This window comes from Pseudomonas sp. FG98 (assembly GCF_057808595.1).
The window spans coordinates 21,503-41,525 of sequence record NZ_JBMDIJ010000057.1 but is presented as its reverse complement, the minus strand read 5'-3'; the positions used below and the strand labels follow the sequence as shown (position 1 = coordinate 41,525).

Sequence of the window (20,023 nt, the reverse complement as noted above, 5' to 3'; positions counted from 1 at the left end):
ACCGGTTTTATGGCCGCTTCGCGCCCAATCGCGGCTAACAGCCGCTCCCACAGGATTCGTGTTGCACCTCGCCAAAGATGTGTAGATACCCATGCAGCGATGAGGCCCGAAAGATCAGCCAATCAGCTCACTGACACCCACCACCCGCGCATAATCCATCGCCAGGTTGGCCAATGCCATGTCATGCACCTCCTGCGCCGGCCAGCAACGCCCATCCGGGCCGCTCAGGTCAAAGGTGTAGCAGGCCTCCCCGGCCACCAGCACCTCGAACCCCAGGTTCCCGCCAGTACGCGCAGTCGCCTCCACCGAGTTGTTGGTCGCCACGCCACACACCACCAACTGACGGATCCCGCGCACATGCAGCCAGCGCTCCAGGCCCGAGGCGATAAAGGCATCCGGCACGTTCTTCTCCACCACATGCTCACCGGCCAGTGGCGCCAGCGCGTCCTGGAACTCGCAGCCCCACTGCCCCGGACGGAACACCGAGTCGGTGGAACGGGAGATGTGCCGCACATGCACCACCGGCCGCCGCGCTGATCGCCAGGCCTGGAGCAGGCGCTCGACCTGGCGCTCCGCATCCGGGTTGTTGCGCCAGCCCAGTGCCGGATTGGCAATGCCCTTTTGCATATCGATGATCAGCAGTGCGGCGTTGGCTTCAAGCATGTCCCAGCATCTCCAGCAGACGTTCCGGATACACCGTGGCCGTGGTCGCGCGCAGCTCCTCCACCGACCACCAGTGATGCGCTGCCATCACCTTCAGCTCATGCTCGGTCCAGCCGTCGCGGCTGAGTCGTTGCGAAGCGGCGCGCACCAGGTAGTAGCGCTCCACCGAAAACACCTCCTCGCCACTGGGCAGGAGCATGGCGAAGCGGCGCTCGGCCACCGGCTCGCCGACGTCGTCGGTACGGATGCCGGTTTCCTCGTACAACTCGCGAATCGCTGCGTCACGAAAGCTCTCGCCCTCCTCCAGGCCACCGCCCGGGGAGGCCCAGTGGTCGCTACCGTCGAGGGCGTCGCCCTTGTGCACGAAGTGGAACAGCAGGACCCGCTGCTCGGGGTCGAGCAGCAACAGACGGGCGGATTTCCTTTCACGCATGACAACAGCATCCCATTAGCAAAACTGATTTGATCTTCATCGTTGGTCAGGACTTATCGGCAGACGAACCGGCAAACCCCAGCCAGTAGCCATTGCACTCGCGCACGCCGAACTCTCTCGATCCGTAAGGCATGTCCTGCAACGGCCAGGCGATCTGCACCTGGTCCTTGATCTGCTCGAAGTAACGGTCCACCTCACCGATCTGCAGATAGATCGTCCCGGAACACTGCGGTGCACTGCCCCACAAATCGGCGGTCGTAAAGACCAGCCGGCAGTCCTCCAGTACCGCCGTCAGCGTCCCCTCGGCGGAGTCGGACAGGGTAAAACCAAGATGGTCCCGGTAGTACGCCCTGGTCTTCTCCAGATCCTCGCAACGCAATAAAACAGTCAGTGCCATGAGCGACTCCTTCGTGGGCAGGCGGATGACCGGCCATCACAGCACAGGTCGGGCGGCCTGTCTCGCGGCTCTTCACGACAACCGGCACAGCGCAGCTAACATAAGAAATTCCGATAAACCCAGCCTTTACCCATAAGTGATAACTAATAAGAGCCTTGCAATGAGGAAAACCCCGCTTTCCAACGTGGTCGAGACCACGCTTGCCCAGAAACTCGCCCAGCGCCTGCGCATGCGCCATCTGCTGATTCTCCAGGCCATCGAGGAACACCGCTCATTGACCCAGGTCGCCCAGCATATGGCGACCAGCCAGCCCGCCGTGACCCAGATGCTCGCCGATCTCGAAGCGCTGTTCGGCGGCGCGCTGTTCGAACGTTCACCGCGCGGCATGCTGCCGACCGACCTGGGCCGCCTGGTCCTGGGCCGGGCCCAGGCGATGCTGGCCGACCTCGGCCATTGGGCGCGGGATATCGATGCCCTCAACCAGGGCCGGGCCACCCATCTGCAGGTCGGGGTAATTCCCTTCCTGCCCGGTCGCCTGCTGGCCAACGCGATCAACCGAACCCGACCTCGTGGCCGGCGGATCACCGTGACCTTGCAGGAAGACACCAGCGACCACCTGCTGGAACGCCTGCGCAACCACGAACTGGATTGCGTGATCGGCCGGGCGTCCGCCGTACTGGACATGACCGCGCTGCGCCACGATGTGCTGTACCAGCAGGAGCCACGGCTGATCGCCCACCGCCATCTGGCCACGCGCCTGGCCGACAAGCCGCTGCGCTGGCACGCCCTGGCCGAGCTGGACTGGGTGCTCGGCGCACGCCAGACACCGATGCGCGAGCAGATCACCGATTTTTTCATGCGCGCCGGGGTCACCCCGCCCGTGCCGATCGTCGAGAGCCTGTCGGCGAAGGTGATCGGTGAACTGGTCGCGGCCAACGAATCGGCGGTGTCCATCGTGCCCGCCGACGTTGCCGAAGAACTCGCACGGATCGCCGGGGTAGCAATCCTGCGCCATCGGTTTGGCTGGACCTTGCCGCCGGTCAGTCTGTTCCAGCGCATCAGCGGAGCGCAGTACGAAGAACAGCAGTTGTTCGCCACGGCGTTGAAGATCGCCGCCCAGGAAATTGCCCTGACCACCCAATGATTGCGGGGGAAGCGTCTATTTCGCGGATCACCCGATAAGTTTTTTGGTATGAGCGGATCACAAGTTCGAATTTCCCCCCTATGGATCCCATACCCATAATGGCGCGAGCCGGCGCACTTTGTTGGTGCGCCAGCCCGGGATGTTTTTACTAAGGAGAGTAAGGATGGATTCGATTTATCTCGTAGTCGCCCTCGGTGCAGTAGTCGCCGGTTTCGTGCAGGGGCTTTCCGGATTCGCCTTCGGCCTGGTGGCCATGTCGTTCTGGGCCTGGGTGCTGGACCCCAAGCTGGCGGCGACCCTGGCGGTGTTCGGTGCCCTGCTCGGCCAGTTGGTCGCGGCCATCTCGGTCCGCCGTGGCTTCGATATCAAGCAACTGGCGCCCTTCGTGCTCGGCGGCTTGCTCGGCATTCCCCTCGGCGTGGCCTTGCTGCCGCAATTGAATATGGACTGGTTCAAGGCCATCCTCGGCACCCTGCTGGTGCTGTGGTGCCCGGTCATGCTGATGGCCAAGCGCTTGCCGGTGATCGCCTTCGGTGGCCGGGTGGCCAACGGCGGGGTCGGCTTCGCCGGCGGCATCATGGGCGGCCTGGGCGGTTTCACCGGCACCCTGCCGACCCTGTGGTGCACGCTGCGTGGCTATGACCGCGATACCCAGCGCTCGATCATCCAGAACTTCAACCTGTCGATGCTGCTGGTGACCATGGCCACTTATCTCGGCTCGGGCATCGTCACCCGTGACATGTGGCCGATGTTCGCCATCGTCGCGCCAGCCATGCTGATCCCCACCTTCCTCGGCACCCGCCTGTACTTCGGCATCAGCGATGTGCGCTTCCGCCAGGTGGTGCTGAGCCTGCTCACCGCCTCGGGCATAGCCCTGCTGACGTCCTCGCTGCCCAACCTGCTGGCCTGACCCCCGCACCAGGCGCTGCTGCAGCGCCTGGCCTGCCCGCGCTATCGCATCTCCCTCTGCCGCCAGGGGCGGCAAGGCTATGCCCACAGGAACCCATATGGAGCGGAATTCTTCATGGACGGCGAAAACCTGCGCTGGAATGCGCCCATGCAACGCAGCACCCCTCACCCCTCGATCAACCCGCTGCCCCCTGCACCGCTGACCGCACGGGAACGTGAAGTCCTCGGCGAGGTGGCTGCCGGCAAGACCGCCAAGGAGATCGCCAGGTCCCTCGGCATTTCCATCAACACGGTGAAGTTTCATGTGCGCAACACCCTGCTCAAGCTGGGTGCGCGCAACATGACCGCGGCGGTGGCCCTGGCGCTCACGCTTGGCTGCCTGCCCTGAGCAACGCCGCCTGCCCTCGCGACTGCGCGGTCGGCTGCCGTTGCCCTGAAGCCAGCAGATGCCCGGCGATCGTCTGTGCATGCAGCACCAGGCGCTCGATGGCCGACACATAGAACAGGCTGCCCTGGGTCAACGGCCCGATGGCGTAGAGCCCTGGCTGGCCCTCGACCTCGTGGCTCCCGGGCAGCACCGCGATACCGCCGTGGCGGTGCTGGCGGAGCATGCCGGCATCGAGCAGTTGCTCGATCAGCGGTGAGGCCAGGCGGGCCAGGTTGCCGGAAAAACCGGTGGCATCGATGGCACAGTCAGGGCTCAGGGTCTGCTCGCCCAGGTCCACCTGGATCCGGCCATCGGCGGTAATCCGCGTGCATTTGTAGCCGCGATGGATGCTCAACCGCCCTTCCGCCAGCAAGGCTTCGATCCGCCGCGCGTTGGCCAGCGGCATCGGGTGCCGGTAGCTCATCCACAAGCCCTGGTACTTGCGGAAGAAGCGGCGCTTCTCGCGGCTGTCCAGGCGGGTCCAGAAACCGTCGATCATGTCCTTGGTGGCATCCAGGGCGATCTGCCAGTCGCGGCGCTGGCCGGCGCTGGCGATTTCCGCCCGCAGCCGTTGCAGCGGCGCCATCGGCGCCAGCAGCCCGGGGTAGTCACCGGCCCAGCTGCGCGCCTGGCGGAACCAGGCGACGAACCCGGCCAGGCTGCTGACCCGTGGCTCGCCAGGTGGCGCCGCCACCGGCGCTTCGTCGACCACACCGCGTACCAGCGGCAACCGGCCGGAGTTGGAATACAGCGAGATATGCCCTGCCCCCTGGCGGTCGGCCAGCAAGGCCATGTCGATGGCGGTCAGCTTGGAACCGAGGATACCGACATGGTCTCCCGGACGAATGCTCGCCCGCAGCCGTTCGAGGTCGTGGTAGGGGTTGCTGAAATGCCCCGGCACCCCGGCGAAGTGATCGCGCTTGGGCACATGCCCGACGGCGAGGATCACCTTGTCAAAAACGGCCGGGGCGGCCGTGCTGGCGACGCGGTATCCGTCAGCGACCTTGTCGATGGCATGCACCGCCGCAGCCAGCGTGCGCACCCGCACCCCATGACGGATCAGGACGCGGCTGGCGACCGCCAGTTCCTCGCTCAGGTACTGGCCCATCAGGCGCCGGCCGACGTAGCCGCCGCGCTGCTGCGCCAGCGTTCCCGGCTGGCGCTCCAGCCAGCGGGCGAAACCGTCGGGCTCGTCGGTCCCGGTGCCCAGGGTGAAGCTGGCCATGTTGAGGATGAAGTCGTCGACCGTGCTGTCCTGGCCATAGGGAATACCCGGGCCGAAGCGGCCACTCTGCTCGTAGATGACGATCTCGCCACCGGCCAGTTGCCCGGCCCGTGCCGCCAGCGCCTTGCAAACCAGCACGGCGCTGCAACCGCCGCCAATCAGTGCGATGTTCATAGCTGACTCCCTGTTCGATGTGCCCGGATCAGGCACCGCTGCGGCTGGCGCCGTGGAATTCGCGCATGATCATGTCGGCGCGCAGGTTGCCCGGTGCGCCGAGAAAACTCTGGATCAGTTCGATCAGCGATGCCGGCGCGCCTTCCAGATAACGCCGGATCGAATGACCGTCGTGCAGGCGCTGTGGATCCTCGCGCAGCACCACCCCCTTCAGGCGCAACAGCCGGCGTGCCGAGCCCTTGCGGTAATGCACCCAGCGCCCCTGGGCATAGCGATGGCCGCTGGAGAGGCCGCCATGCAGGCGATAGACGGTGGCGTCCCGTTCGGCGTCGGTCTTCGGCAGGTAATCCGCCGTGGTGGTCCCGGCCAGGCTGCGGATGTCGTTGTAGGCGGTGATGTCCACCACCGGCGTACCCGGCAACTCAAGATTGATGTCGCTGGCCGAGCCAAAGGAGATCGCCACCGCGCGATTGAAGATTTCCTCCTGCTCGATGGGCGAATAGCCCAGGGTCTGCATGTCGCGGCGCAGGGCATTGTCCAGTTGCTGGAGGGTGGAGATGCCGGAACTGTGGGCCAGCAGGTGCACCCGCGGCAGGTCGTCGATGCCCTGGAAGGACAGGCGCGTGGCGGCCCGGCCATCCTCCAGCAACGGCAGGCCGGCGGCGTCGCGCAACACTGCGCCGCTGGCATCGCGAGCCAGGCGCTGGCCGCGTTCGACGATGCGCGGCAACAACAGTTGGTCGTAGATCAGCCCGGCGCTATGGCAGACGATCTGCTCGTGCCAATGGGTATTGAGCACGAAACGGTTGTGCAGCATGGTCGCTTCCACCACGGCGTTGCCCTGTCCGTCGAGCCCGGAATGGATCAGCCCGGCCAGGCCGACCGGACGCCCGGCGACTTCGGCCAGAAAACGCCCGAAGGTGGCAGTCAGGCCCTTGCCCAGGGCGATGCCCTGCGGGTAGTTGGTGGTCGGCGTGCTCGGCAGTACCACCCAGGCATGCTGCTTGAGTTCACCCGGCAGGTGCTGGTGCGCCACCTCCTCCAGCTCCTCTGCGCGCAACCGATACAGACGGGTGCCGGCCTGCTTGGCTTCGGCATCGCTGCCGGCCCGCTGACGCAAGGTGCTGAACAGCTCGTGGATGCTCTCGAACAGGATGGCCATGGTGCTGCTGTAGCCGGGGTCGAAGCGCAGTTCGGTATTTACCGCCAGGGTCCGCGAGCGGTTGTAGCGGCATGGGATCGAGGCCAGGTATTCGAGCCAGCGCAGGTCCGCGCCTTTGAACTGGGCAGCGTCGATCCGATAGCTGTCGGGTGGCAGGTCGTCGACCTGGGCCAGCGTGGCCAGGGCCTGGTCCCAGAGCAGGCTCGGGCGCTGCGCATCGACGAGCAGTTCGCGGACGAAGTTGATCGCCTGCAAGCCATAGATGCGCTTGCCGAAATTGGCCAGTGGCCGCGGATAGCGATCGCGCTCCTCGATGAAGTAGCGCACATGCAGGCCACTCTCGGCGATGGCCGCGACGGCAAGCTCGCCGAGCGCTTCGGCCTCTGCCCCGGCCGGGTCCGTCAGCCCGTCGAGAAAGCGCTGCTCCCGCTCCCGGTAGCCTTGCTGCAATGGCGCCAGTGCAGCCAGCACCTGCCCTGCCAGGGCCCGAGGTGCGCTGGGCGGGGCACTGCTGGCCAGGCCTTCGAGGGCCGTCGCCGCCGCCCGGAACAACGCCACCTCATGCAGTGGCATGCGCAGCCGCTCGCGCACCTGCTCCGCCGTCAGCACACGCACGCCCAGCGCTTCGAGACGCAGCCGCGCATAGCGCACCTGCTCGGCGGTGCTGGCCTTGCGCACACCGCCCGGAACCTGCTCGTCGGGGACATTGAGTGCGTCTTCCAGGCCGACCCGCACGCCATCGAGCCCCAGGTGCAGGGCCACCTCGGGCAGGATGCGCAGCAGCGGCCCCGGCAGCAGGGTCGAGACCACCGCACCCGGCAGGCGTGCGCGGATACGCTGGACCAGGGGTTTCAGGTATTCCACGGTACTGGCGATCGCCTGCTCCAGCGCTGCGGGGCTGCCGTCCACCACCTGGGCAATGATCGCCTTGCGCACGGCACCCGGGATCAGCGAGTCATCCTCCAGGGCTCCGTTGGCACCACGCCGGTACTGGTCGACCCCGGCGACCAGCATGAACAGCACCGGCTCGCCGACATCGGACAGGCGCTGCGCATAGTCGCCCAGGGCGCTATCGAGGATGTTGTGGTTGAACACCTCGATCTCCGGTCGCACGCCCTCCTCGGCAAAGTGCTGCAACTGCCGGTCGAGGAAGTCCGCAGTGTTTTCGTAGCTGCCGCCGGCCTGGAAGATCACCGGGCCAGGGCTCAGTGAAGCGATCTCGGCGCCACGCAGGGCGGTGCCATAACCGCGCAAGTGCTCGCGGCGCAGCGGGCTGTCGTAGTCGCTGCCGCCGCGCACGCTGGTGGACAGGTTGAGCAGTGCCGCCGGCACTTGCTGATGCAGGACGCGGACGATCTCGTCGTATTGGCGGACATCGATCTGGTTGCGCTGCCTGCCACTGGCCAGGCTGCCGGCCGTCGCGTCGATCGCCCATTGGCGGGTATCGGACAGGTCACGGGTATGCAGGTGGACGATGGCCGCGCCTTCGATCACCGCCTCGTGGGCGGCATCGATGATCGTCCGTGGCGTCACCGGCACATAGGGCGATGCCGCCCGCAACGGGTTCCACCAGCCGCTGCCGACCTGCTGCCAGCCCCTTCCGGCCAGGTCCCGCAGCAGTTCGGGGCGATCGGCGGCGATAGCGCTGACCAAGGTGGGCGGCAAATAAGGCAGTTGCGCCGGGTTGGTCTGGGTCAGGGCTTCGGAATCGTCGGCGCTCCAGCCGCAGCCGGTGAGAAGCAGCACGATGTCCTGCTGCAACTGGCGCGAGCGCAATGCCCGGATCCAGGCGAAAGGCACGCTGGCACTGGTATCGGCATCGGCCGCCGGGGTGAGCAACAACCCGCCTGCAGAGGTCGCGTCCCAGCCGGCGTCGGCGAGCAGCGCCGGGGACAGTTCGGGGGCAGCGGCCAGGGTCGCGTCGGCGAGAAATTTCGGTTCCACAGAGGATACGAAGCGGGGAACGGCACCAACGGGAGCCGCGGTGATGAACATGCTGTTGGCCATGAATCCTCCTTTTCTCGTGGCAATAAGGCCTGCAAGGCGCCCCGGAGACGTACCGTCCGGAAGACTCCGGGGTCGGTAGGGATTTGATTCAATCGGCGCGCGGGAGGTAACTACCCAAAGGAGTGGGGCGGCGGAAAAAGCCGGGAGAGAGGGTCTGATGCGAGGGTGAATTGACGGCAGCAATCGCTGGCAATGCCACCACAGGTTACTGTGTCGGGCCCGGATCCAGTGGCTGACCCGGAACCCTGTGGGAGCCGGCGTTGCCGGCGATGAGGCCATCAGCCTCGACATCAATCTTGCTGGTCAGTGTTGTTCTTGCCGGCCTCATCGCTGGCAATGCCAGCTCCCACAGGTTGCTGTGTCAGGCCCGGATCCAGCGGCTGACCCGGAACCCTGTGGGAGCCGGCGTTGCCGGCGATGAGGCCATCAGCCTCGACATCAATCTTGCTGGTCAGTGTTGTTCTTGCCGGCCTCATCGCTGGCAATGCCAGCTCCCACGGGTCCGCATCGTGGGAGCAAGCCTGTCAAAAACGCGGATGACTTAATTGGCTTCGAAAACTGGCCGCGAAGCGGTTTCGATCGCCACCATGGCCTCGGCTTCGCTCATCACCCCGCTCTCGGCCATGATCGCCAGCAACGAGCGCCCTTCGCTGACCGACTGCCGCGCCAGCTTGCTGACCTTGGCATACCCCAGGCGTGGCACCAGCGCGGTGGCAACGGCCATGGAACCGGTCAGGTGTTCGAGGTTGCGCGCGGTATCGGCCTGCAGGCCGGCGATGCACTTCTCGCGGAAACGCCGGATGCCCTGGGTGAGCAAGGTGATGCTGTCGAACACCCGCGAGGCCACCACCGGTTCGAAGTGGTTGATCTCCAGCTCGCCGGCCTGCACCGCCTGGGCCACGGCGACGTCGTTGCCGATCACCGCAAAGCTGAGCTGGATCATCGCCATCGGCAGCACCGGGTTGACCTTGCCGGGCATGATCGAGGAGCCGGCCTGGGCTTCCGGCAGCTTCAGTTCGCCGATGCCGCCGACCGGGCCGGAGGACAGCTTGGTCAGGTCGGTGGCGATCTTGGCCAGGGCCGCCGAGCAGGTGCGCAGTTCGGCCGAGACCCGGGAGAACACGTCCATGTTCTGCATGGCATCGAAGGCGTTTTCCGGTGCCTGGTAGGCGACCCCGGTGATCTCGCCCAGGTGGCGATAGACCGCGCCACGATAGGCCGCCGGCGCGCCGAAGCCGGTGCCGATGGCGGTGCCGCCCAGTGGCAGGGTGTGCAACTTGGCGCGCACGCTGGTCAGTTCGTCGGCGAGGCGATGGGTCAACGCGGCATAACCGGAGAAAAGCTGGCCCAGGCGCATCGGCTGGGCGTCCTGCAGGCAGGTGCGGCCGAGGTGGAGGATATCGGCGAACTGCGCGGCCTTGGCGTCGAACTGGCTGGCCAGTTGGCGGACTTCCCCGATCAGGCCGCCGAGCATGGCATGGGTGGCGATCTTCAACGCTGCCGGGTAGACGTCGTTGGTCGACTGCGAGGCATTGACCTGGTCATTGGGGTGGACGATGTCGTAGCTGCCGGCGGGATGGCCCATGAACAACTGGGCGCGGTTGGCTACCACTTCGTTGAAGTTCATGTTGGTCGAGGTGCCGCCGGATCCTTCCAGCAGGTCGACGATCAGCGAGTCGTCGCAGTTGCCGGCGATGATGTCCTGGCAAGCGAGAACGATGGCTTCGCTCTGCGCTCCGGAAATCACCCCGCAGTCCAGGTTGGCCAGGGCCGCCGCCCATTTGCACTGGGCGAAGGCATCGCGGAACGCCGGGTAATGGGCAATGCTCAGCGGCGAAACACTGAGGTTGTCGTAGCCGCGCACGCTGTTGACGCCATACAGCTTGCCGGCGGGAATCCGCACTTCGCCGACATAGTCCTGCTCGGTCCGCTCGGCGGCGTGCTCAAAAGTACTCACGGGAATCTTCCTCATCGATGGTTACCAGGGTTTCGACACCCTTGCCCAAGGCGCTCAGGCGCGGCAGGAAGGTGTCGAGGATGACGTTGCGCGCCGTCTCGCAGGCATCGGCGAAGAAGGCGCTGTATTCGTTGCGGCGCGCCACCAGGTACAGCGAGCGCTCAAGGCCCAGTTGCGGCACCAGGTGGGCGTTGACGTTTTCCACCCAGGTGCAGGCCTGGAGGAAACACATGGGGCTGGTCACGGCCCAGCCGATGCCTTCGGCGACCATCGCGGTCAGGGCGTCGGCGTTGTCCAGTTCCAGGCGGTTGGGCACGCGCACGTTGAGTCCGCGCATATGCCGCTCGATCTGCAGGCCAACCTGGGACAGGCGATTGAAGCGCACAACCGGCAACACATTGGCCAGGGCGCGCAGGTCATCGAGGCTGCCCAGTTGCTTGTCCAGCGCCTTCGGCGTGATGACGAAATAGCGTTCGGAGAACAGCCGGTAGCGCACCACGTCGTTGGCGTCCATCAACGGGTCGCTGGTGATGATCAGGTCGAGGTCGCGGCGCAGCAGCGATTCGCCCTGCTGCGGGCTGAGGCCGGTGCGCACCGACAACTGCGCGACCCGGCCAAGCATCTGCCGGGTGAAGGCCGATCCGCAGGTGGCGGCGAAGGAGTCCACCAGGCCGATGCGCAGGTCCGGCTTGACCCCGCGCCCGGCATCCAGCACCTGGGCCTTGAGGTTGCACAGCTCTTCGCTGAGGATCGCGCCACGGTTGCGCAGGGCCAGGCCGAACGGGGTCAGGGTCAGCGGCCGGGTGGTGCGGTCGACCAGGACCACGCCGAGGTCTTCCTCCAGCTGCCGGACCATCTGCGACACCCCCGACTGGGAAATCCCCATGCGCCCGGCGGCGCCCGACATGCTGCCCTCCTCGGCCACGGCGACGAAGACCTGCACCGCGTACATATCGATAAGCTTGCTGGCCGACATGGGGATGTCCTCCGGGGTTATGGATTGCTTGGGGTCGCACCGAGCGGCGCAGGCCCGCCCTCGCCTTCCGGGCTTACCGCAGCCAGGGTTTCCTTGCTGGTCTCCGGGGCGAACAGGTGGCAGAACACTCCGCCGAACAGCAGCACGCCGACGCATACGCCGAGGGCGGTGTGGATGCCCAGGTGCTGCACGGCGATAGGCAACAGGAAGGTGGCGAAGGCCGAGCCGAAGCGGCTGGCAGCCACCGCCAGGCCGATGCCCGAGGCGCGCAGGTGGGTCGGGAACAGCTCCGGCGGATAGACGAACTCCAGGTTCACCGCCGCTGCCAACACGCAGGCGAAGAAGCCGAAGGCGAGGATGGTGCCCAGCGGGCCGAAACCGGCGTAGGCCAGCACGGCGAGGCCAATGGCGCTGAGGTAGAAGGTGCCGACCAGGAAGGCGCGCCGGGAAATACGGTCGATGATCAGCAGACCGAGCAGCGCGCCGATCATCAGCAGCACGTTGTAGACCAGCCCACCGACGAACTTGTCCTGCACATTGAGCGCTTCCAGCACCCGCGGCGAGAAGGTGCCGAGGGCGAAGAACGGGATCACCTGGCAGGTGTAGAACACGCAGCCGACCAGGGTGTTGCGCCGCCAGCGCTTGCTCATCAGTTCGCCAAGGCTGCCGCGCTTTTTCGTGGTGGCTGGCGGTGCTGCAGGCAGGGTCACATGGGGACCGAACTTGGCATGGATGATCGCCAGGGCCTCGGCACTGCGCCCGCGGGCCATCAGCCAGATCGGCGATTCCGGTACGCCCAGGCGCAGCGGCAGGATCAGCAAGGCCGGCACGCCGCTCAAGGCCAGCATCAGACGCCAGGCATCCGGGCCGATATCGCGGATGGCGAAGCCCACCAGATAGGCCGCCACGTAACCTGCCGCCCAGGCCGCCGCCAGCACGCTGAGCAGGCGCCCGCGATAGCGTCGCGGAGCGAACTCGGTGACCAGGGACTTGGACACCACGTAGTCGAAGCCGAGTACCAGGCCGAGCAGTAGGCGCAGGGCCAGCAACTGTTCCGGCGAAGTGACGAAGAACTGCGAGGCGGAGATCACTGCGAACAGCAGCATGTCCCAGGCGAAGATGGTGCGGCGACCGAACCTGTCGGCCAGTGGACCAGCGAACAGACTGCCGAGAAACAGGCCGGCCAGCGAAGCGGCGCCCAGCAGGCCCATCCACAGCGCGGTCAATTGAAGGGGCCCCGCCGCCATGCTTACGGCGATGCCGATGATGCCCAACACGAATCCGTCGCTGAACTGCCCTCCTGTTCCACTGAATACCGTTCGGATATGAAAACGGCTCAGCGGAAGATCCTCGAACGCTACCTGACTCATTCGTCTCTCCACCTGTTGTTTTAGTTGTGGGGACCGGTGTTGCAACCGGGATTACGATCGAGTGTAAGGGCGCATATTCACGAATACAGCAGGTGCAATTGGAGTATCAGGATTGTTGATACTAGCTGCCAGGAACCTTGATAACAGGGGGGTCGAGGTCAATTTCTCTCCGTTGAACGGGGCCGCTTTGCGGCCCCCCTATTGCTCATCGAGCAACTGACTGATTGGCATCACTCAGGTTGCTCGATTGATGACGCATATAGGTGCGCAGAGCAATCTGCGGGCTGTCGCGCCAGCGCTCGTCGCTGGTGAAGATGGCGGCGATGCGATCGACACGGAAATCACGGTAGGCCGCGCGGGTGGTGCACCAACTGCCGACGGTCCACTTGCCGCCCCAGTAGAACAGGCCGATGGGCTGGATCGACCGGCGCGACACCGCACCGTCGAGGCTGGTGTAGGTGATCTCCAGCACGCGCTTGTGCTCGATGGCCTGGCGCAGGGTGCTGAGATGACCACGGGTCGTGGCGGAGCTGCTGTTCAGCGCGCGGACGGGGCTGTGCTGTGGGTCCACAGCCTGTTGCGGCGAGCTGGCCGAGACCTTGCTCAACAGCGTGCGCGCGGCGCTGGCCAGTTCGTTGTCGGCGCTGCCGGCGAGCATCTGCATGCCCAGGGCCAGGGCGTCCACTTCGATACGGCTCAGGCGCAGGGGCGGCATCTCGAAGCTGGCATCGAGGGCATAGCCGACACCGGTGGTGCCGTAGACCGGCACACCACTGAGGGACAGGTCGTCGATGTAGCGGTAGATCGAGCGCACCGACACGCCGACCCGCTCGGCCAGGCGTTCGGCGGTGATCGGCTGGTGCACGCGGATCAGGTTGACCAGTTGGAACAAGCGGTCGGCTTTGTGCATTCGAGGTACCTCGTCTCCGTGTTGACTCAAGACCTTCTTTATTGCCCTTGAGGGCCTCATCGCTGGCAAGCCAGCTCCCACAGGGGGCAGGTCACCCGAGAATCCTTTTCCCGCCCTGCTCCGCCACTTCCGCCGCCTGCCCGTCGCGCTGCTTGCCCTGCCTTGCCAGGCCCACCAGCCGGGGGATCAGCGGCCCTTCCGGCAGGTGTCGCCAGAAGCGTCCGGGCATGTGCATGCGCAGGGCATCCGGATTGACCCGTGCCGGGTTGAAGGTGTGCCGGTAATAGGTCAGCCATAGCTCCGCGTCCGGATCATCGGCCTGCTCGGCCCATTGCCGCCATTCCGGCGGACATTGGCGGCGGTAGTCGAAGTCCTTGCCGTCATAGCGGATGCCATCCCGCGAGGTAGCGATCAACCAGCGCTGGCGCCCCAGCCGTTCGGCAAAGTGCCCGCTGGCACTTTCGAGAATGTCGTGGGCCGGGTCGTGGAAGGCCACCAGGTCCAATTGCAGGCTGTCGGCAACCGTCGCCGGCAACGGCACAAAGCGCACGAAGGCATGCAGGTGGTGAGCCTCGCGGGTGACCTGCTTGATCCGCCGCTGCAATTCGCTGCCCAGGCGGTCACCGGCAAGCATCGCCGTGCGGTCGCCGTGGGCCACCCGCCAGAGCACTTCGTAGAGCAGGTTCCAGCGTTGTTCGCCGCGATAGCGGGCCGCCAGTTGCAGCTGCGCCAACAGTTCCGCCGGCACCCGCGCGCGGAAAGGTCCCGGTCCGCTCGGCATATCATCGGGCACGGCCAGCAGGTCCTGGATCGGCCCCTGCCCCCAGTTCACGTCTGCCGGGTCGATGCCATGACCGAGCAGCACCCGCGCCTGATCGCGCCAGACGTCGAACTGGTCGTCGCAGTCGAGGGCGATCATCCCCACAACCCCATCTGTACCGGCGCCACCGGATCCCGCAGGCGCGCACGCAGCAGGCCGCTGCGGGTGTCGGCCTGGGCCGGGCGATAGTCGCTGGTGACGATGAAGGGACGGGCCTTGTCCAGCACGCAACGCAGCTGGATCAGGTCGTCGTAGCGCACCCGCCGCTCACGACGCAGCGCCACCAGGCGTTGCACGCTGCGCAGGCCGATACCCGGTATGCGCGCGAGCAAGGCCGGTTCGGCACGATTGATGTCCACCGGGAACACCTCGCGGTTGGACAAGGCCCAGGCCAGCTTGGGGTCGATATCCAGGTCCAGGTTGTTCGCCTGGCTGAGCAGTTCGCCGGCCTTGTAGCCGTAGCCGCGCATGAGGAAGTCGGCCTGGTACAGGCGGTGTTCGCGCAGCAGGGGTGGCGCGGCCAGGGGCACACTGTTCGGGCTGTCGGGGATCGGGCTGAAGGCTGAGTAGTACACGCGCTTGAGGCCGTAACCCTGATAGAGCGATTCGGCATTGCGCAGGATGGTGCGGTCATCCGAGGTGTCGGCGCCAACGATCATCTGCGTGCTTTGCCCGGCAGGGGTGAAGCGCGGCGCTCGTGCCTCGCCAGTCACCGCCTGCTGGCCACGATGGATGGTGCCCATGGCCTGGCGGATGGTGGCGACCTGCTTTTCCGGAGCCAGGCGCTTGAGGCTGGCATCGCTGGGCAGTTCGATATTGACGCTGAGACGGTCGGCCAGGCGCCCCGCTTCCTCGATCAGCAGCGGGTCGGCGTCGGGGATGGTCTTGAGGTGGATGTAGCCGCGGAAGTCGTGTTCCTCACGCAGCAGACGCGCCACCCGCACCAGTTGCTCCATGGTGTAGTCCGCCGAGCGGATGATCCCCGAGCTGAGGAACAGCCCGCTGATGCAGTTGCGTCGATAGAAGTCGAGGGTCAGGCGCACCACCTCCTCGGGAGTGAAACGAGCGCGGGGCACATTGCTGGAACGGCGGTTGACGCAGTACTGGCAGTCGTACAGGCAGAAGTTGGTCAGCAGCACCTTGAGCAGCGACACGCAGCGGCCGTCCGGGGTGTAGCTGTGGCAGATGCCCATGCCGTTGGTCGCGCCAAGCCCGTCGCTGCCCTTCGAGCTGCGCTTGGGGGCGCCACTGCTGGCGCACGAGGCGTCGTACTTGGCGGCGTCGGCGAGGATGCCGAGCTTGGCGATGAGTTGCATGGGGAGCCTTTCCCGGATACTGAATATCCATACAGTATTTCGAGATTGGCGGGGATGCAAGAGCCTGTTATCGATCCGGGCGCTGTCGGCAGTATTGGCTTGACTGCATCAGGCGTTGCAATCTGCAACGACGACCCGATTGCGTCCGGTGATCTTGGCCCGATAAAGCAGGCGATCGGCCGCCTCGAATACGCTGGCGACCGACTCGCCACCGGGGTGCCAGACGGCGACACCGGCGCAAAGCGTGATATGTCCGACGATGTCGATGGCCGTTGACTCAAGGGTGCTACGCAAGCGTTCAGCCACCTCTGTCGCAACTTCCAGGGACACCTCGGGCAGCAAGAGCATGAATTCTTCCCCTCCTACCCTGCAAGGGAGGTCGTTCGCCCTGGCATTGCGTTGCAGAAGCCCGGATAGGACCTTCAGCGTGTCATCGCCAACAGCATGCCCATAGGTGTCGTTGACTCGTTTGAAATGATCGATATCCAGGGAGATCACGGCAAATGACGTTCCGGAGCGCTGCCAGGCAGCAATGGCATCCACCATCGCCCGGCGATTGGGCAAGCCGGTCAGTGCATCGCTGTGCGCTTGGCGGTCGAGGCGCAGGATTTTCTCACGCAGCAACGTGGCACTTTGCAACAATGCGCGACGAATACGCCACTCCTCGATAAAGCGCACGGGCACGGCTCGAATCCGATCATGGCTTTCCGCGCTGTCCAACTGTCCTGCACAGGTGGCCAGCCGCGCCAAGGGACTGGAAAGGACATTACCCGCATACAGAATCACCACGATCCCGAGCAGGCCGAGCGGAATCATCCCCAGGCCGACCTTCCACATCAGCCGCCGCAGGCTTTCATCAATGCCATTCAACGGTTGCAACGAGACCACGGCCCATCGCGCACTGGGCACCGTTGCAAGTCCGGCGAGCATCCCGCTGTCCTGCAGGCTGGCCTTGCCGTTCAGCGCAGCCCTGGTAATCGCGTCGTCCGCCATCGTCCCGACCCGCAGCGGGTCGGGGTGATAGAGAATCCTGCCTGAGCGGTCTACCAGGTAGACGAACGCGCCATCATGCCGGACGTGCTGGTCTATCAGGTTCCGCAGTGCGTTATTCTGGTCCAGCCGGACGGTCCCGCCCACCAACCCCAGGTATTGGCCATCCGTACCCGTCATCGGGCAGGAGAGAAAGATCACCAGGTTGCCGGCAATGGACTTGAAGGCGTCGCTGATCATCGCCGTGCGGCGCACGACGGGTTCCCTGTCGCGCAATGGCTTGCCCTCCAAACCCATTTGCGCTGGCGCCGAAACCAATACCTCACCCTTGCTGCCGGCCGCCAGCACCGAGTTGAAGTTGCTGTCCTGTGCCAATAGTCGGCGGACCTCCTCCCTTAACGCCGAGCCATCGGCCGGATGGCCGGCCAAGCGCGTGGCGCTGTAGGCCAGACGGGCCATGTCACCACTCAGCAATTGCTCGACACCAAGCGAAATTCTTTGTGCATAGGAAACATTGTCTTCGAGCGCATCCTGGATCAGTGCCTCGCGCTGGACGCTGTAGGTCACCCAGAAGCTGTTGCCAAGGGTGACCAGCGCAGAAAGCAACGCAAACAAGAGAATCAGCGTGCGCAGTTTGAACGTGGGTTGGGGCTGCGTTGGCATTGGAAAATCCACCGGTCAGGGTACGACTGCATAATTCCGGTTGGCGTCCACTGCATACCGGCAAGGCCCGCCATGATCTGCCGAGCCATCGCTTCACCTCAGAATTGAAAGCGCTGCACAACGCCATTCAGATCGACCGCCAGCCGCGACAACTCCTGGCTCGCGGTACTGGTCTGGACTGCCCCGGCAGAACTGTGCTGCGACAGGTCACGGATGTTCACCAGGTTGCGGTCGACCTCGCGAGCCACGTTGGCCTGTTCTTCCGAGGCGCTGGCAATCACCAGGTTGCGTTCGTTGATAGCTGAAATCGACTGGGCGATCTCCTCCAGCGCCACGCCAGCGGCCCGGGCCACTTGCAGGGTGAAATCGACCCGCTCGCAACTGGTACGCATCGATGCCACGGCCTGGCTGGTGCCCTGATCGATAACCGAGATCATCTGCTCGATTTCCTGGGTCGACTGCTGGGTACGGTGCGCCAGTGCCCTGACCTCGTCGGCCACCACGGCAAAGCCGCGCCCTTGGTCACCGGCGCGAGCGGCCTCGATCGCGGCATTGAGTGCCAACAGGTTGGTCTGCTCGGCAATGGCACGAATGACCGACAATACCTGGCTGATGTCCCGCACATGATTGGCCAGTTCCTCGACGCTGCCGGAAGTCTGGCTGACGTCCTAGGCCAGGCGGACAATCGAACTGACCGTCTGCCCCACCTGCTCGCGACCGTTGCGCGAAGTCTGGTCGGCTTGTCGCGAGGCCTCCGAGGTGCTCACGGCATTGCGCGCTACCTCCTCCACGGCGCTGGTCATCTCGTTGACTGCAGTGGCTGCCTGTTCGATTTCGGCATTCTGCTGATGCAGGCCATGGGTCGACTCCTCGGTCACCGCGTGCAGTTGCTCGGAGGCGGAGGCCAGCTGGCTGGCGGAGTCGGCGATGTGCTGGAGGGTGACACGCAGGCTGGCCTGCATGCCCTGCAACGCATCGAGCAACTGCGCAGGCTCGTCCTGGCCCTTGATCTCGACGTGGCGAGTCAGGTCGCCGGAGGCCACGATCCTGGCCTGCTCGACCGCCTGTGCCAAGGGAATGACCAGGCTACGGGTGAAGATCAGCGCGAGCGCGGCGGTCAGCAGTACGGCTGCGAGGATAATGAAAAGCACCATTTTCACGGAGTCGTTGAACGCGACCTTGCTGGCGGCCGCAGCGCTCCTGGCACCTTCATCGTTGATCCGGATCAGATCGTCGAGGGCGCCGGCGACCTTCTCGGCATAGTCGCCGAGCTTGTGCGCCACCACCTGGCGGGTGGCCGCCAGGTCGTCGGAGCGGCTCAGGGAAACGGTCAGCGCGGACTGTTCCATGTAGAGCGCCTTGGCAGCCTTGTAGCTGTCATACAGCGTGCGCTCTGCACTGGACGAAATCAGCGGCTCGTAACGGCGCTCGGCGGCTTCCAGATCCCGCTTGGCGTTTTCCAGACTGGTCAGGGTACTGTCGCGTGCATCCCCTTCCACCAGAGCGTAGCGCAAGGTCAAGGCACGAATGCGTGAACTGGCCAGCCCCATGTCGTTGACGGCCATGATCGACGGCAGCCAGTTGTCATTGACTTCGTCGCTATGCCCATCCATCTGGTTCATTTGGTACAGCGAAAGAAGCCCCAGAACGATCAGCAGCAAGCCCAGCGATGAAAATGCCAGGGTCGAGCGCAGGCCAATCCGTAGTTGTCTAATCCACATGGTGAAATTCCCGAATAACTACAGCAGGTTGGTAGGCAGCGCACGCCAGGCCCTTGCGGTTCGATCGGCAGGCGCCGTCGAGCTCATTATTCTGTTAAGGGCAAATGCCTGATTGATATGGAACAGAGCCCGCTGCGGAACTAGCGCGGACAGTGCCAGCAACGCTCAACGACCAGGCAACATGCGCTTCAGGGTGTTGTCCTTGAACCAGTAGTGGTGGACGAGGCCTGCACTTGCATGCAGCCCGATCAGCCAGTAACCGGCACTCCCCAGCCATTCATGCCAACCCTTGAGTTGCCGTGCCAATGCGGGATCGACAGCGATCGGCGACGGTAGCGCAATATCCCAATACGGCAGCGGCTTGCCTGCCGCGCCCAGCATCAGCCAGGCCAGTAGTGGTGTAACGATCATCAGTACATACAGCGCCAGGTGAGTGAGTTTCGCCAACGCGTTCTGCCAGGCCGGGGGTTGCGGCCGTACCGGCGGTCGGGGACTCAGGCGAGCGATCAGACGGACCCAGACAAGGGCGAAGACAGCCAGGCCCAACAGGCCATGGAAACCCAGCAGCGGTCCCTTCAGGACATGCCCCTTGGGCAGGGCTCCGCGCAATTCGATACAGGCGTAGATACCGACGAACAGGAGCACCATGCTCCAGTGCATGATGATGGACAGGCGACCGTATCGGTCGGTGATCGAATTGCGCTTCATATCCTTGGCCTCGCTAAGCGGAACAGACGATGCCAAGGTGCCATCTGAAGC

Annotated in this window: 18 protein-coding genes; 3 read left to right on the top strand and 15 right to left on the bottom strand. The window is 65.0% G+C overall.

The features are described 5' to 3' along the window. Positions 1-114 precede the first annotated feature (114 nt). Genes ACODSK_RS24360 through ACODSK_RS24350 form a run of 3 tightly spaced genes read right to left on the bottom strand, consistent with a single transcriptional unit; the run spans position 115 to position 1,493 of the window. A complete protein-coding gene (locus ACODSK_RS24360) occupies positions 115-663 on the bottom strand; it encodes a cysteine hydrolase family protein (RefSeq protein ID WP_489019647.1) in 549 nt (182 codons plus the stop codon). Next, complete coding sequence (locus ACODSK_RS24355) at positions 656-1,096, bottom strand: NUDIX hydrolase (protein WP_489019646.1); 441 nt, start codon at positions 1,094-1,096, stop codon at positions 656-658. Before ACODSK_RS24355 ends, ACODSK_RS24360 begins: the two co-directional genes overlap by 8 nt. A gap of 46 nt (positions 1,097-1,142) precedes the next feature. Continuing rightward, a complete protein-coding gene (locus ACODSK_RS24350) occupies positions 1,143-1,493 on the bottom strand; it encodes a VOC family protein (RefSeq protein ID WP_489019645.1) in 351 nt (116 codons plus the stop codon). 160 nt (positions 1,494-1,653) lie between these two features. On the opposite strand from ACODSK_RS24350, the gene ACODSK_RS24345 reads away from it, so the two are divergent. The 3 genes from ACODSK_RS24345 (at position 1,654) to ACODSK_RS24335 (ending at position 3,934) form a co-directional block, all read left to right on the top strand. Next, on the top strand, positions 1,654-2,637 hold the full coding sequence (locus tag ACODSK_RS24345) for a LysR family transcriptional regulator (RefSeq protein ID WP_489019644.1): 984 nt from the start codon (positions 1,654-1,656) through the stop codon (positions 2,635-2,637). Between the two features lie 163 nt (positions 2,638-2,800). Then, the gene (locus tag ACODSK_RS24340) at positions 2,801-3,547 is read left to right on the top strand and encodes a sulfite exporter TauE/SafE family protein (protein ID WP_489019643.1); all 747 of its coding nucleotides are present in this window, start codon (positions 2,801-2,803) and stop codon (positions 3,545-3,547) included. Between the two features lie 114 nt (positions 3,548-3,661). Continuing rightward, entirely contained in the window at positions 3,662-3,934 is a 273-nt protein-coding gene (locus ACODSK_RS24335; protein ID WP_489019642.1) for a helix-turn-helix domain-containing protein, read from the top strand. Here ACODSK_RS24335 and ACODSK_RS24330 read toward each other — a convergent pair. From ACODSK_RS24330 to ACODSK_RS24275, 12 genes are all read right to left on the bottom strand, one after another. Next, on the bottom strand, positions 3,912-5,372 hold the full coding sequence (locus ACODSK_RS24330; RefSeq protein WP_489019641.1) for an FAD/NAD(P)-binding protein: 1,461 nt from the start codon (positions 5,370-5,372) through the stop codon (positions 3,912-3,914). The genes ACODSK_RS24335 and ACODSK_RS24330 overlap by 23 nt on opposite strands. Positions 5,373-5,400: 28 nt before the next feature. After that, positions 5,401-8,541: a 3-keto-5-aminohexanoate cleavage protein gene (locus tag ACODSK_RS24325; RefSeq protein WP_489019640.1), complete on the bottom strand. Its 3,141-nt coding sequence runs from the start codon at positions 8,539-8,541 to the stop codon at positions 5,401-5,403. A 541-nt stretch (positions 8,542-9,082) separates the two neighbouring features. Then, positions 9,083-10,498: an aspartate ammonia-lyase gene (locus tag ACODSK_RS24320; protein ID WP_489019639.1), complete on the bottom strand. Its 1,416-nt coding sequence runs from the start codon at positions 10,496-10,498 to the stop codon at positions 9,083-9,085. Further along, on the bottom strand, positions 10,485-11,474 hold the full coding sequence (locus ACODSK_RS24315; protein WP_489019638.1) for a LysR family transcriptional regulator: 990 nt from the start codon (positions 11,472-11,474) through the stop codon (positions 10,485-10,487). The genes ACODSK_RS24320 and ACODSK_RS24315 overlap by 14 nt, the downstream gene beginning before the upstream one ends. Positions 11,475-11,491: 17 nt before the next feature. Further along, positions 11,492-12,844: an MFS transporter gene (locus ACODSK_RS24310; RefSeq protein WP_489019637.1), complete on the bottom strand. Its 1,353-nt coding sequence runs from the start codon at positions 12,842-12,844 to the stop codon at positions 11,492-11,494. Between the two features lie 205 nt (positions 12,845-13,049). Beyond that, on the bottom strand, positions 13,050-13,754 hold the full coding sequence (locus ACODSK_RS24305; RefSeq protein WP_489019636.1) for a helix-turn-helix transcriptional regulator: 705 nt from the start codon (positions 13,752-13,754) through the stop codon (positions 13,050-13,052). A 91-nt stretch (positions 13,755-13,845) separates the two neighbouring features. Further along, positions 13,846-14,673 (bottom strand): TIGR03915 family putative DNA repair protein, encoded by an 828-nt coding sequence (locus tag ACODSK_RS24300; protein ID WP_489019635.1) that lies wholly within the window; start codon positions 14,671-14,673, stop codon positions 13,846-13,848. Next, positions 14,670-15,890, bottom strand: coding sequence for a putative DNA modification/repair radical SAM protein (locus tag ACODSK_RS24295; RefSeq protein ID WP_489019634.1), 1,221 nt, complete (start codon positions 15,888-15,890; stop codon positions 14,670-14,672). The genes ACODSK_RS24300 and ACODSK_RS24295 overlap by 4 nt, the downstream gene beginning before the upstream one ends. 108 nt (positions 15,891-15,998) lie before the next feature. Continuing rightward, positions 15,999-17,543: a sensor domain-containing diguanylate cyclase gene (locus ACODSK_RS24290; protein ID WP_489019633.1), complete on the bottom strand. Its 1,545-nt coding sequence runs from the start codon at positions 17,541-17,543 to the stop codon at positions 15,999-16,001. Positions 17,544-17,641: 98 nt separating this feature from the next. After that, positions 17,642-18,178, bottom strand: a complete 537-nt coding sequence (locus ACODSK_RS24285; RefSeq protein WP_489019648.1) for a methyl-accepting chemotaxis protein — start codon at positions 18,176-18,178, stop codon at positions 17,642-17,644. A 33-nt stretch (positions 18,179-18,211) separates the two neighbouring features. Continuing rightward, the gene (locus ACODSK_RS24280; RefSeq protein ID WP_489019632.1) at positions 18,212-19,264 is read right to left on the bottom strand and encodes a methyl-accepting chemotaxis protein; all 1,053 of its coding nucleotides are present in this window, start codon (positions 19,262-19,264) and stop codon (positions 18,212-18,214) included. 165 nt (positions 19,265-19,429) lie between these two features. Continuing rightward, positions 19,430-19,972 (bottom strand): cytochrome b, encoded by a 543-nt coding sequence (locus ACODSK_RS24275; RefSeq protein ID WP_489019631.1) that lies wholly within the window; start codon positions 19,970-19,972, stop codon positions 19,430-19,432. Positions 19,973-20,023 lie beyond the last annotated feature (51 nt).

Bases quoted from the DNA above. Each gene is read 5' to 3' on its own strand.
- ACODSK_RS24295 (WP_489019634.1), bottom strand. From the start codon at position 15,890: ATGCAACTCATCGCCAAGCTCGGCATCCTCGCCGACGCCGCCAAGTAC.
- ACODSK_RS24340 (WP_489019643.1), top strand. From the start codon at position 2,801: ATGGATTCGATTTATCTCGTAGTCGCCCTCGGTGCAGTAGTCGCCGGT.
- ACODSK_RS24350 (WP_489019645.1), bottom strand. From the start codon at position 1,493: ATGGCACTGACTGTTTTATTGCGTTGCGAGGATCTGGAGAAGACCAGG.
- ACODSK_RS24330 (WP_489019641.1), bottom strand. From the start codon at position 5,372: ATGAACATCGCACTGATTGGCGGCGGTTGCAGCGCCGTGCTGGTTTGC.
- ACODSK_RS24355 (WP_489019646.1), bottom strand. From the start codon at position 1,096: ATGCGTGAAAGGAAATCCGCCCGTCTGTTGCTGCTCGACCCCGAGCAG.
- ACODSK_RS24360 (WP_489019647.1), bottom strand. From the start codon at position 663: ATGCTTGAAGCCAACGCCGCACTGCTGATCATCGATATGCAAAAGGGC.
- ACODSK_RS24280 (WP_489019632.1), bottom strand. From the start codon at position 19,264: ATGTGGATTAGACAACTACGGATTGGCCTGCGCTCGACCCTGGCATTT.
- ACODSK_RS24335 (WP_489019642.1), top strand. From the start codon at position 3,662: ATGGACGGCGAAAACCTGCGCTGGAATGCGCCCATGCAACGCAGCACC.
- ACODSK_RS24325 (WP_489019640.1), bottom strand. From the start codon at position 8,541: ATGGCCAACAGCATGTTCATCACCGCGGCTCCCGTTGGTGCCGTTCCC.
- ACODSK_RS24315 (WP_489019638.1), bottom strand. From the start codon at position 11,474: ATGTCGGCCAGCAAGCTTATCGATATGTACGCGGTGCAGGTCTTCGTC.
- ACODSK_RS24345 (WP_489019644.1), top strand. From the start codon at position 1,654: ATGAGGAAAACCCCGCTTTCCAACGTGGTCGAGACCACGCTTGCCCAG.
- ACODSK_RS24300 (WP_489019635.1), bottom strand. From the start codon at position 14,673: ATGATCGCCCTCGACTGCGACGACCAGTTCGACGTCTGGCGCGATCAG.
- ACODSK_RS24290 (WP_489019633.1), bottom strand. From the start codon at position 17,543: ATGCCAACGCAGCCCCAACCCACGTTCAAACTGCGCACGCTGATTCTC.
- ACODSK_RS24275 (WP_489019631.1), bottom strand. From the start codon at position 19,972: ATGAAGCGCAATTCGATCACCGACCGATACGGTCGCCTGTCCATCATC.
- ACODSK_RS24305 (WP_489019636.1), bottom strand. From the start codon at position 13,754: ATGCACAAAGCCGACCGCTTGTTCCAACTGGTCAACCTGATCCGCGTG.
- ACODSK_RS24310 (WP_489019637.1), bottom strand. From the start codon at position 12,844: ATGAGTCAGGTAGCGTTCGAGGATCTTCCGCTGAGCCGTTTTCATATC.